The organism is Xanthomonas sp. 3075, assembly GCF_014197275.1.
In the GTDB taxonomy this organism is placed as follows: domain Bacteria; phylum Pseudomonadota; class Gammaproteobacteria; order Xanthomonadales; family Xanthomonadaceae; genus Xanthomonas; species Xanthomonas campestris_B.
Genome location: NZ_JACIFI010000002.1, coordinates 233,803 through 246,299, shown reverse-complemented (window position 1 = coordinate 246,299; position 12,497 = coordinate 233,803). Strand labels below are relative to the sequence as shown.

The window sequence follows — 12,497 nt, the reverse complement described above, 5'->3', positions numbered from 1 at the left end:
GAGGAGCATTTTGTCGGTAAGGCGCGTCACTGCGCGGCCTTGCATGAACACGTTGGGAGACCAGGACAGGAAGGTGGCCTCATGCAGATGCGTACCGGATTTGACCCCTCCGGACGAACCGGGTTCGTCACCTATCCTCCATCACAGAGTGGCGCGATTGAGACGATTGGTCGGGTGGTCCAGCGGGGCATTTCTACACTCATCGCAGTGTTGAGGAAGCGTCACCGCACTGTCTGCTACCTCTGTCCTTATGTGCGGTTGGCGCGGATTGGCCGACCTCGCACGTGGGCTGCAGGCCACCAAGCCGGCAGCATCCAACGTCATCAGGTAGCGAGCAGGACCGTGCACCCGGTAATTGGCAATCCGAAATTGGACGCCGGGCGTGGTGAGCCGTCAGAAGTTCATCGCCTGCAAACGGAACCGGGCAAGGGACTCAAGCGCGACAAGAGCGCGAGCGGTATCAGAAGCAGATAGTCAAGAACATCCGCGAACAGGAAGACGGCCGAACCGCTGGGGGAGTTGTGCGGTTGCCCGATCGGCGATGCGTCCGTCTACCAGCATCTGGCAGAGGCAGACCTGTGTAATGGCATGCGCAGGTGACGGCTACTGCGCGTGCGTCGTCCATCACCCAAGCATCAACGGCTGCACGATCGGGTATCCATGGTTATACCGCCGCATGGATGCAGTGACAGTAGGCGGTATCCAACCAGGAGAAAGAAATGGCAATTTCAGTCGGAATCAATGCCGGGCCAGCTGCGAGTTCATCGAGTGTCGTCGCGACCGGAACCATCCAGCACGTGATCAGCGATGCCGAGAGAACCGCATTCAATATTCAGGATGCTGCATTGAAGAGCGCCATTGCCACGTACTTCGGCGAGGCTCCCGACGACGCCTACGTCTGCAGCCCAACCCCGTGGGGTGATCTCTATCAAACCTACGGCTGGCCGCAGGTGCAGACGCTGTTCTCCGTCGTCAGCGCTACGGTGCTTGGGGTCACCTCGGAGCCGGCGGTGGTCGCTTCTCAGATATTCGAGAACTTCAGCAGTGTGCCTGCGGATTTCAATTGTGGGATCACCCAGGAAGTGAGCGTCACCACCGAAAGCAACTGGTCCGAAACATCCACGGTTGAGGTTGGTCAGACGATTTCGTACGACATCAGTTTCCTGGGGGCCGGCGCGGGCGGGGAAACCTCGCTCAGTTACAGCCAGAGCTGGGAGAAAGGCGGCTCGGAGAGCCAAAGCGTGACGTTGGGGACAAGCTCGGGTATCACCGTGACATTGCAGCCAAACCAATCCGTCGAAGCAGAGCTCACCGCAAGCAGAGGGAAGCTGACTGTACAGATCGTCTACCAGCTGACCCTGTCTGGATATACGGCCATCAACTATGGCGACACCTACAAGGATCACCATTTCTGGGCTTTGGACATCAATGCTGTCATGGCAGCGGCAGGTTCTCCAACCTCGATCACCACCACAGAAACGATCGAGATCGATTTCTATGCCAACTCGAAGATCGTGCTCAAGGATCCAAGTGGTAAATCGCTCGCTTCTTTCGTCGTGGGTCCACTGCATCCCTGACATGAGGTGAGCCAGGGTCGCCTGGGTGCGGGTTAGACACACACTGACCCGCAGTCATCCAGCCTTGGAAAAAGTGCGCTGGCGAACCGGATGCAGGAGACATCCTTGTGCATCGTGAGATCCGACCATGGCGCAATGTCCATCTCGGACCATGACCGGGCGCCAATCCAGCGGGTCGAATGCTTTGGTCCTGATCGACTTCAGACGAGGCCAGCCACCGACCAACGAGCAACACGACCACGGCGTAACGATCGGGCGGATGCACCGGCGCCTGGGATGGCATGCACCACGCTTGCACTGCGGTTGCACGCGCGCCATCCGCATGCGCCGGCAGGACTGTCGACCACATGTTGTCAGTGACTTTGAACCGTTACGTATTCTGTCTCGCACCCGGCGGCCAATGCGGGATACTGCGCTCCTACGCAGGCGAGATGGGCCGGATGTCCGAGTTGCCAATCACCGAGTTGTCGCAGGCTTGGCAGCGCGCAGAACCCGGCGCGGCCAATGCATTGGCCCGGCAGGTGTATAACGAGGACATGAATCCCGCTAGTCGCACCCTGGCCGCTCAACCCTGCTGACTGCGCTCAAACACCATCAGGCTCTCTCCGGCCATCACTCTCAATGTCGCCACACGACGATCGCTGCCTCGATCGAACTGAAGCTGTAGGGTTGCGGCAGGGAGGGATGCCTCGGCGACCACAAAGCGATGACTGGTGACCGGCTTCAGCGAGCGACGCTTATTCCTGACGTTCAACTCCAACTCCCCGCTCTTGTACGAGATCACGATGTCATCGTCGAAAAGGATCATATCCAGCGCGCCGGTAAGCAATGGCTGCTGATTGGGCTGACGCACATAGCGGCCTTCGTACTGCTGCATCACAGGCGTGATATCGACCTTGCTGACTTGCACCGACCAATCGCCAGGCCAGTGGAGCGAATCGGACACCGCATTGCGGATTTCGTTGTGCAGCAGGTCGCCATTTTCGCCGTTGGTCAGCACGATCAGCCCGTCGCCGCTTTCCAGATGTCCTTCGAGATAGGCCTTGTAACTGTCGTTGGCTCCGGCGTGGTGGAACATGCGCGATTGCCCTAGCCCGGCCAGGCGTGGCCCGAGTCCGTGGATGCTGGGGGACACCTCGGTCATCATGTCGATCGCCAGCTCCTGCGGCAGCCACCCGTCGCCGCGTCGATAGGAGTCGCCTAATGCGATGACGAAGTGACCCAACTCCCTGGCGCAGGTCCAGAAGCCTGAGGCGGCCAGCTCCGGAAAACTTTGCCATCCACGCGGAAGCGCCACCGGCGCGCCAGCGTCATCGTGTGCGTGTGCCACATCGCGGGTATCGGCTGGGAGGCTGGCTGCGAACCGGCTTCTGCGCATTCCCAACGGACCAAGCAGATACTCGCTGGCAATCGCAGGCAACGGCTTGCCGACCGCGTCTTCGATCACTGCCTGGGCAATCATGTAACCACCGCCGGAGTAACGTGCACGGGTGCCGGCGATATCGATGCGCTGCAATGGCGCGTTGACGGCAGGCGAGGTTCCGGTGAGCGTCTGTACCAGCGTGGGCAGCGCAGCACCCGGATCGAAATCCTGGAAGCCATGCACGTTGAAACCTGCTGTATGCGAGAGCAGCATGCGTAGGCAAATCTTTCCGGAATCGCCATCCAGACCCGGTGGGATCTTCCAACGGCGTAGCCAGGTGCCGACGTCTTTCTCCAGATCCACGATGCCCAGGGCTGCCAGCTTCACGCATAGCGCGGCGGTCACCACTTTGCTGACCGACCCAACCGAGAACAAAGTGTCTTCGCCGATCGGCCAATGACGTCCTGCTTGTTTCGATCCGATGCAGGTGCTGCTGTGAATCCGACCATCGCGCAGGATGGCAACCGCCACGCCCGGAACGTGATGGTGCTGCATGCGCGCCTGCAAGGACCAGCGTTCTTGGCCGCTGTGGACGGTCGGCCGCAGCAATGTTTGGAAGCTCGTATCCGGGATTGCCGCGCGGGCATGGCCGGCGATCGGCAGCGACAACAGCGGCAGGGTCAGCCCGCCAACCAGCAGCTCACGACGATGGAGTATAGGCATGACGCGTCTGGAGTTTTCTGCAAGTCTCTGCGCTAGTGTGCCTCAGCATGAACCGAATCGGTATAGCGCGAAGTGGCGATCGACACGCGTGGGAGCGGCGCGTTGGGACATTGCGATGTGGTGCTGCGTCTTGAGACGCGGCTAACAGCACGTGGGTTACCGATTGAAGCGGCAGGGGGAGTTTTCATCTGCCAGAGTCGGACCTGGCTGCCAGCGGATCGCCCTCCGATGCTGGCGCCGTGCGCGCCGGGGCCGGCGCGGCGCACCGCCAGCCATCTAAACCGTTACGTATTCTGTCTCGCACCCGGCGGCCAATGCGGGATACTGCGCTCCTACGCAGGCGAGATGGGCCGGATGTCCGAGTTGCCGATCACCGAGTTGTTGCAGGCCTGGCAGCGCGAAGAACCCGGCGCAGCCGATGCATTGGCCCGGCAGGTGTATGAGGCGCTGCGCGAGACGGCCATGCGCGAGTTGCGGCGCGATGCGCGCGCGGGCCTGCAAGCGGCCGAGCTGGTGCATGAGGCGTGGATGCGTCTGGAGCAGGGGCAGCAGGCGTTTCGCTCGCGTACCCATTTCTATGCGGTGGCGGCGTTGCAGATGCGCCATCTGTTGGTGGATCTGGCGCGGCAGCAGGCCAGTGCCAAGCGGCTTGGGCAAGCGGTGACCTTGACGGTCAGCCTGTCCGACGGCGCGCCAAGGCCGGAAGCATTGATGGTGGTGGCCGATGCCTTCGACAAACTGGCGCGTGTGGATGAGCGCAAGGCCAGAGCCTTCGCGTTGACCGAGTTGGTGGGATTCAGTGTGGCCGAGGCAGCCGAGCAACTGGAGGTCTCGGTGCCGACGCTGGAGCGCGATCTGCGCTTTGCACGGGTATGGCTGGCGGCGCAGTTGTGAGCGTGGGCGCCACCGCTTGGCAGCGGCTGGAGGCGTTGTTTCACCAGGCATGCCAGCAACCGGTCGAGGCGCGCGAGGCCTTTGCGCATGCCCAGGCCGGCGATGATGCGGTGCTGCGCGACGAGTTGCTCGCGATGTTGGCGGTCGAATCGCAGGCCACGTTGCGGGTATGCGCGCCGCTGAAACAGGCGGTTGCGGCAATGCGCGCGCCATTGCCGGAACTGCCGGCCGGTACGCGGTTTGGCGCATGGGCAATCGATCGCCTGATCGGCGCCGGTGGCATGGGGCAGGTCTATCTGGGCCATCGCGCCGACGGTGCCTACGAGCGCGAGGTGGCGATCAAGCTGGTCGCTACCGATGCCCTGGATGCGCAAGGGCGCGCGTTGTTCGAGTTCGAATGCCGCTTGCTGGCGCAGATGGTGCATCCGGCCATCGCGCAGATTCACGATGTGGGCAACGATGCGGACGGCCGCCCGTATCTGGTGATGGAGTACCTGCGTGGCGATCCGATCACCTGGTGGTGCGATGCGCATCTGCTGTCGTTGCGCGCACGTGTGTTGCTGATGCTGCGGGTGGGCGAGGCGGTGCAGCACGCGCACCAGAAGGGCGTGATCCACCGCGATCTCAAGCCGAGCAATGTGCTGGTCAGCGCCATCGACGGGCGGCCGATGCCGGGCGTGATCGATTTCGGCATCGCGATCGATGCGTCCAACCCCGGCGTGACCTCGGCACATGGCCGTGGGACGCCTGGCTACATGAGCCCGGAACAGGCACGTGGTGCGCAGGATGTGGATGCACGCAGCGATATCTATGCGCTGGGTGCCATGTTCTACGAACTCAGCTGCGGGTTGGTGCCGCTTGCCGGCGGCGACGGTTTTCCGCAGCCGCCGTCGCAGCGGCTGGCGGCGGTCCCGGCCGATGCGTGCGCGCGCATCTGCGCGGCCCGCACGACCACGCACCACGCGCTGCGCGAACACCTGCGTGGCGGCCTGGATGCGATCGTGCTGCGCGCGCTGGCGCCGGAACCAGGCGCGCGCTACGCATCGGTGTCGGCCTTGATGGACGATCTGCACCGGTGGCTCGACGGGTATCCGCCACGTGCGTTGCAGGCGGGACGGTGGTTGCGGTTACGCAAATTCACCCAGCGCCATCGCACTGGCGTCGTGGCCGGTGGACTGATGTCGGTGGCGCTGGTCGCAGGCCTGTGCGCCACGCTGTGGTCGCTGCATCAGGCCGCGCGCGATGCGCAGCGCGCGCAGGTGACCGGTGATTTCATGAGTTCGGTGCTGTCCAGCGTAGACCCTGCCATCGCGCAGGGACTGGACAAGACGCTGATGCAACGCGTGCTGCATCAGGCCTCGCAGCGTGCCGCAAGTGAGCTGGCAACCCAGCCGGATGCACGGATGCAGGTCGAGCTCACGCTTGGCCGCAGCTTGATCGCAATGTCCGATTACTCGCATGCAGTGACGCACCTGCGCACGGCGCTGGCACTCGCGCAGCCGCATGCGGGCGAGGTCAGCCTGCCGATGCTGGAAGCCACTTCCATGCTCGGCCAGGCGCTCAGTGGCGCAGGCAACTCGCATGAGGCCGAGCGCGTGCTGCGCGATGGCATCGGGCAGGCGGCAGGCGGCACTGTCCAGCAGCAGGCAATGGGCAACGCCATGCGTGCCAGGCTGGCATGGGTGCTACGCGACCAAGGCCGCATGACCGAGGCATTGGCGCAGGGCCGGCACGCGTATGTAGCGGCATTGGCCAACGCTGCGACCACGGCGGATCAACGTGTCGATGCCGGTCATGTCTATGCCGGCATGTTGGCCGATACCGGGCAGCTGTTGCCGGCAATCACCTTGCAGCGTGGCCTGCTGCGCGAGCGCATCGCCTTGCGTGGGCCAGAGCATCCGTTGACGTTGGCCATGCGCAACAGCCTTGCGGTCTTTCTGCTCAGGCAGCGCAACTTTTCCGCTGCCGAAGCGGAACTTGCCCCGTTGCTGGGCGTGATGCGCACCTTGTACGGCGAGCACGCCGCCGACACCTTGATGGTGCAAGCCAATCTGGCCGATGCATTGCGGCAGCAGGGCAAACTGGCCGAAGCCGGCGCGCATTACCGCGCGGCGATGGAGCGTGCACGCGCTGCATTCGGCAGCGATGCGCCGGCCACCATCGCCTATCGCAGTAATCACGCGTTCTGGTTATTGGACGACGGCCAAGTAGAGGCCGCGCTGGACGAACAACGTGCTGCACTTGCGGCATCGTTGCGTGGCCTCGGGCGTGCACATCCACAAACCGCCGAGATCCTGCGTGGCATGTCCGAGGCCGAACGCCGGCTTGGCCAGACCGTCGCCGCGCGCGATCACGCCCGGCAGGCGCTACAGATTCTGACCGGCATCTTTGGCGACGCAGAAGAGCCGCTGCGCGCCGCGCGCCAGACCCTGGCCCTGATCGAGCCGATCAAGACGCTGCCAGCGGGCGCTCCCCCCGGTACGCAGACCGCCGCCGCCGTCGTGCAACGCTGAGACGTATGGGCTGGTGGGTAGCAGCTCGCGCGTGCATAGTGCCGCCTGCCGACAACGTCGGGAGCGTATCGCTGCACTCCGCAGTGCGCTTTGCCGACCTGCAATCTGCGTGATGGTCGCTGGCGTGGTGGCGCAGGTGGGGATCTGAAACGTCGCTGCGTTGCCTTGCTGCCGCCGGTGATCCTGGCAGCATCGCCGACGACAACGGAGCCATCCGACAGGGAAGCGCAGGGAGTCCTCAGTTGGACCTGGCCATGCCGATGCCGGTTTGCGCTGGCTCAGGCGTCTGCCTGCTTGTACCGACATGCTGCCCACCCCGTCCGTGGCCTATCCGACGGTCGCGCCAACGCGTTCATCAATGGCGACGCTGGCGGCATGGCCTCACCTCCGCCGCAATGCGGCGGTTGCCCCGAAGAGCGACAGCAGCGGCGCAACCTGCGCTGCTGCATACCGAACCCATCGGCTGAAGCGTCGGCGCGCTCGCGCTTTCCGCTCTGCCACTCCCGCATCACCAGCTATACAGCTTCCAATACACCTTGTTGACCTTGTCCTTCTCGGCATCGGTATGCCCGTCATGGTCGCGGTCGTACAGGAAGTAGGGCGCCCCGCGTGTGGGCGTGACACGCACCATTTCCAGCTGGCCGTTGACGCGGTATTCGTCGATCTTGTCGCCGTTGCCCATGGTCTTGGTGGTCACATCCGCACCGGCCGGTATATCGCCGCCGGCACTTGCCCCGCCGGTGGCGCAGCCGCCGAGCAGCAGTAACGGCAGCAGCAAAAGACTCGCTCTGATCATCGTGGTCATCCGTTCTAGGTCGTCGGCCAGTATGCGCCGGCAGGGTGTGGCCTGAGCGTGCAGCGTAGAATTGGCGGATGAGCAGATTAGTCCTGATCGACGGGTCCAGTTACCTGTATCGCGCGTTCCACGCGCTTCCGCCGCTGACCAACGCCCAGGGCGAGCCCACCGGTGCCTTGTTCGGCGTGGTCAACATGCTGCGCGCCACCCTGAAGGAGCGCCCGGCTTACGTCGCGTTCGTGGTGGATGCGCCGGGCAAGACCTTCCGCGACGACCTGTACGCCGACTACAAGGCCAATCGCCCGTCGATGCCCGACGACCTGCGTGCGCAGGTACAACCGATGTGCGACATCGTGCATGCGCTGGGCATCGACATCCTGCGCATCGATGGGGTGGAAGCCGACGATGTGATCGGCACGCTGGCGCTGCAGGCCGCCGCCGATGGCCTGAGCGTGACCATCTCCACCGGCGACAAGGACTTCGCCCAGTTGGTGCGTCCGGGCATCGAGCTGGTCAACACCATGAGCGGCAGCCGCATGGATTCGGACGCGGCGGTGATCGCCAAGTTCGGCGTGCGCCCCGACCAGATCGTCGACCTGCTGGCGCTGATGGGCGACACCGTCGACAACGTGCCCGGCGTGGACAAGTGCGGCCCCAAGACCGCCGCCAAATGGCTGGCCGAATACGATTCGCTCGATGGCGTGATCGCCAACGCCGACAAGATCAAGGGCAAGATCGGCGAGAACCTGCGCGCCGCGCTGCCGCGGCTGCCGCTCAACCGCGCACTGGTCACCATCAAGACCGACGTCCCGCTGGCCAGCGGCCCGCGCGCGCTGGACCTGCGTGAGCCCAACGCCGAAACGCTGGCGGTGCTTTACGCACGCTACGGCTTCACCCAGGCGCTGCGCGAACTCGGCGGTGCAGCTGCCCAGGCCGGCCTGCTGACCGAACCGATGCCGTTGGGGGCCGCCGCTGCCAGCGCCCGCACCGAACCCGGCCGCGCGCGCGGCACCGGCTTCGTGTCCGGCCCGGTCAGCGCCCCGGTGGACCTAGACCCCGCGCTGTCGGCGCCCGGCCAGTACGAGACCATCCTGACCCAGCAACAGCTCGACAACTGGATCACCCGCCTGCGCGCGGCCGGCCAGTTCGCCTTCGATACCGAAACCGACAGCCTGGATCCGCTGCAGGCCGACCTGATCGGCCTGAGCGTGGCCGCCGAGCCCGGCCAGGCAGCGTATCTGCCGTTCGGCCACAACTTTCCCGGCGCCCCGGCCCAGCTCGACCGCACCCAGGCGCTGGCGCAGCTGGCGCCGCTGCTCACCGACCCGGCGCTGCGCAAGCTCGGCCAGCACGGCAAGTACGACCTGCACGTGATGCGCCGCCACGGCATCGCCCTGGCCGGCTACAGCGACGACACCTTGCTGGAGAGCTTCGTGCTCAATTCCGGCAGCGCGCGCCACGACATGGACAGCCTGGCCAAGCGTTACCTGGGCTACGACACGGTCAAGTACGAGGACGTCTGCGGCAAGGGCGCCAAGCAGATCCCGTTCGCCCAGATCAGCCTGGACGACGCCACCCGCTACGCCGCCGAAGATGCCGACATCACCCTGCGCCTGCACCAGGTGCTCGGCCCCAGGCTGGCCGCCGAGCCGGGCCTGGAGCGCGTCTACCGCGAGATCGAGATGCCGCTGGTGGAAGTGCTGGCGCGCATCGAAGCCAACGGTGTGTGCGTGGACGCGGCCGAACTGCGCCGCCAGAGCGCGGACCTGTCCAAGCGCATGCTCGCCGCCCAGCAGAAGGCCACCGAGCTGGCCGGGCGCAGCTTCAACCTGGATTCGCCCAAGCAACTGCAGGCGCTGCTGTTCGACGAGCTCAAGCTGCCCGCCGTGGTCAAGACGCCCAAGGGCCAGCCCTCCACCAACGAAGAGGCGCTGGAAGCCATCGCCGACCAGCACGAGCTGCCGCGGGTGATCCTGGAATACCGCGGCCTGGCCAAGCTGCGCAGCACCTACACCGACAAGCTGCCGGAGATGATCCACCCGCAGTCCGGGCGTGTGCACACCAGCTACCACCAGGCCGGCGCGGCCACCGGGCGGCTGTCTTCGTCCGACCCCAACCTGCAGAACATCCCGATCCGCACCGAAGACGGCCGCCGCATCCGCCGCGCTTTCGTCGCCCCGCCCGGGCGCAAGCTGATCGCCTGCGACTACTCGCAGATCGAACTGCGCATCATGGCGCACCTGTCCGGCGACCCCGGCCTGGTCGGCGCGTTCGAGTCCGGCGCCGACGTCCACCGCGCCACCGCCGCCGAAGTGTTCGGCCGCACCATCGACACCGTCAGCAATGACGAGCGCCGCGCCGCCAAGGCGATCAACTTCGGCCTGATGTACGGCATGAGCGCGTTCGGCCTGGCCCGCCAGCTCGGCATCGGCCGTGGCGAGGCGCAGGACTACATCGCGCTGTACTTCAGCCGCTACCCGGGCGTGCGCGACTTCATGGAAACCACCCGCCAGCAGGCGCGCGACAAGGGCTACGTGGAAACGGTGTTCGGCCGCCGGCTGTATCTGGACTTCATCAATGCCGGCAGCCAGGGCCAGCGCGCCGGCGCGGAGCGTGCTGCGATCAACGCACCGATGCAGGGCACCGCCGCCGACATCATCAAGCGCGCCATGGTCAGCGTGGACGGCTGGATCGCCGACCACGCGCAGCGCGCGCTGATGATTCTGCAGGTGCACGACGAACTGGTGTTCGAAGCCGATGCCGATTTCGTCGAGACATTGCTGAGCGAAGTCACCACGCGCATGTCGGCGGCGGCGCAATTGCGCGTACCGCTGGTGGTCGATTCCGGCGTTGGCGACAATTGGGATGAGGCGCACTGACGCGCAAATTCACATTGATACGCTGAATACGCGTGGCAGCGAAATGCGCATTCGGCAGGCGTCGAAGGAATGAATAACCGCTAAATTCTACATATTTTTAACAGTTATCTTCACGATCCATCAATGTGCAAAATGGTGTTATATCCCTCGACGGGCGCAACGCCTGTCGGCAGATCTCTCCCATCCCCTGGAGCAGATCTCGGAGCGGAAACTCCTCCCCAAGTTTCCGTTCCCTGGCCCCGCCGACCTCCCCCTGGTCTGCGGGGCTTTTTATTTTCCGGCGTGAGTTCCACTGGCGCAACATAAGCCGTGCATTACACCGGCTGAATACAGCGCCCGCGGTGTGGATCACAAATTGAAATACGTAATCAGCGTGATTTTTCGAACGCGGCGCTTTATTGGGCGCCGCGTTCTTGATGGGCCTATTCAGCCCAGCCAGTCGCGCGGTATCAGATAGTCCATCAAGCGCGCCTCGGCGCTGCCTGGTTCGGCCTCAAAGCCGTACTCCCAACGCACACGGGGCGGCAGGCTCATTAGAATGCTTTCGGCCCGTCCACCGCTTTGCAGCCCGAACAGGGTGCCCCGGTCGTAGACCAGGTTGAACTCCACGTAGCGCCCGCGCCGATAGAGCTGGAACTCGCGCTCGCGCTCACCGTAAGCCGTGTCCTTGCGGCGCTCGACGATCGGCAAATACGCATCCAGGAATCCATCGCCGACCGCGCGCTGGTAAGCGAAGTCGCGCTCGAAGTCGCTGCCCAGATCGTCGAAGAACAGCCCGCCCACGCCGCGTGTCTCGTTGCGATGGCGCAGGAAGAAATACTCGTCGCACCAACGCTTGTGCGCCGCATAGCGCTCTTCGCCGAACGGTGCGCATAGCGCCTGCGCCGTGCGGTGCCAATGCAGCACGTCTTCGTCCACCGGATAGAACGGGGTCAGGTCGAAGCCGCCACCGAACCAGGCGGCCACCACTTCGCCATCGCGCTCGGCGCGGAAATAGCGCACGTTGGTGTGGGTGGTCGGAACATGCGGGTTGTGCGGATGGAACACCAGCGACACGCCGCAGGCACGCCAGGTGGCCCCTGCCAGTTCGGGGCGATGCGCACTGGCCGAAGGCGGCAGACGCGAGCCGGAGACATCCGAAAACCCGATGCCGGCCTGCTCGAACACCGCGCCATCGCGCAGGATACGGGTGCGCCCGCCACCGCCTTCCGCACGCTGCCACAGATCCTCGCTAAACCGCGCGCGTCCATCGACGGCTTCCACGGCAGCGCAGATACGGTCCTGCAGGTCGGTCAGATAATCGCGTACACGGTCGAATTCGTTCATGTCGCCCATTCTAAGCCGTGGATTGCGCCCGGCGTAGCTGCCCGAACGCGCCAGCTTTGTCGCAGGGCGATGTGACACTGGCGTGGGCAGCGCGCGCAGCGGGAGACCTGGTTGCGGCACGGCCGATCGGAGCAACCGGCTGCGGGGATATTGCCCGCCCACGGTCTGGCGACGGCGAACCGTCAAGCGCCAGTCGAGAAGGTCGGTGTGGAGCGTGCGAGCAGTGCCTGAGGGTGCTCTGATACACATGCCGGCTCGCCAGCTTCCCTGTCGCTCTTGAGCGACTGCGATAACTTGTCCGACTGCGATCGCGACGCCACCCGCAGCACTCAGCCACTACCCCCGCGTTTTCATCCAGCCAGGCACCGGGCAGCGGTCTGCTGTGGTGTCCTCGCCGTTTGCGGAACCCTGTGGCGGCATGGATGG

Annotated in this window: 7 protein-coding genes and 1 pseudogene; 5 read left to right on the top strand and 3 right to left on the bottom strand. The window is 64.7% G+C overall.

Features of this window, described 5'->3' with window-relative positions:
- Positions 1-719: 719 nt before the first annotated feature.
- The gene (locus GGR62_RS03020) at positions 720-1,577 is read left to right on the top strand and encodes a follicular epithelium yolk protein subunit (RefSeq protein WP_184406497.1); all 858 of its coding nucleotides are present in this window, start codon (positions 720-722) and stop codon (positions 1,575-1,577) included.
- A 440-nt stretch (positions 1,578-2,017) separates the two neighbouring features.
- Positions 2,018-2,107, top strand: a pseudogene (locus GGR62_RS03015) (RNA polymerase subunit sigma-70); the annotation flags it as partial.
- Between the two features lie 35 nt (positions 2,108-2,142).
- Here GGR62_RS03015 and GGR62_RS03010 read toward each other — a convergent pair.
- A complete protein-coding gene (locus GGR62_RS03010) occupies positions 2,143-3,609 on the bottom strand; it encodes a serine hydrolase domain-containing protein (RefSeq protein WP_184406496.1) in 1,467 nt (488 codons plus the stop codon).
- A gap of 408 nt (positions 3,610-4,017) precedes the next feature.
- Here GGR62_RS03010 and ecfK point away from each other — a divergent pair, with 408 nt between their 5' ends.
- Positions 4,018-4,557, top strand: coding sequence for an ECF-type sigma factor EcfK (gene ecfK, locus GGR62_RS03005; RefSeq protein WP_184406495.1), 540 nt, complete (start codon positions 4,018-4,020; stop codon positions 4,555-4,557).
- Positions 4,536-7,070 (top strand): serine/threonine-protein kinase, encoded by a 2,535-nt coding sequence (locus tag GGR62_RS03000; protein ID WP_184406494.1) that lies wholly within the window; start codon positions 4,536-4,538, stop codon positions 7,068-7,070. The genes ecfK and GGR62_RS03000 overlap by 22 nt, the downstream gene beginning before the upstream one ends.
- Before the next feature lie 508 nt (positions 7,071-7,578).
- On the opposite strand, the gene GGR62_RS02995 is transcribed toward GGR62_RS03000, so the two are convergent.
- The gene (locus tag GGR62_RS02995; RefSeq protein ID WP_184406493.1) at positions 7,579-7,866 is read right to left on the bottom strand and encodes a DUF2782 domain-containing protein; all 288 of its coding nucleotides are present in this window, start codon (positions 7,864-7,866) and stop codon (positions 7,579-7,581) included.
- 77 nt (positions 7,867-7,943) lie between these two features.
- On the opposite strand from GGR62_RS02995, the gene polA reads away from it, so the two are divergent.
- Positions 7,944-10,745, top strand: a complete 2,802-nt coding sequence (polA, locus tag GGR62_RS02990; RefSeq protein ID WP_184406492.1) for a DNA polymerase I — start codon at positions 7,944-7,946, stop codon at positions 10,743-10,745.
- Between the two features lie 426 nt (positions 10,746-11,171).
- On the opposite strand, the gene hemF is transcribed toward polA, so the two are convergent.
- A complete protein-coding gene (gene hemF / locus GGR62_RS02985) occupies positions 11,172-12,071 on the bottom strand; it encodes an oxygen-dependent coproporphyrinogen oxidase (RefSeq protein WP_184406491.1) in 900 nt (299 codons plus the stop codon).
- Positions 12,072-12,497: the final 426 nt, after the last annotated feature.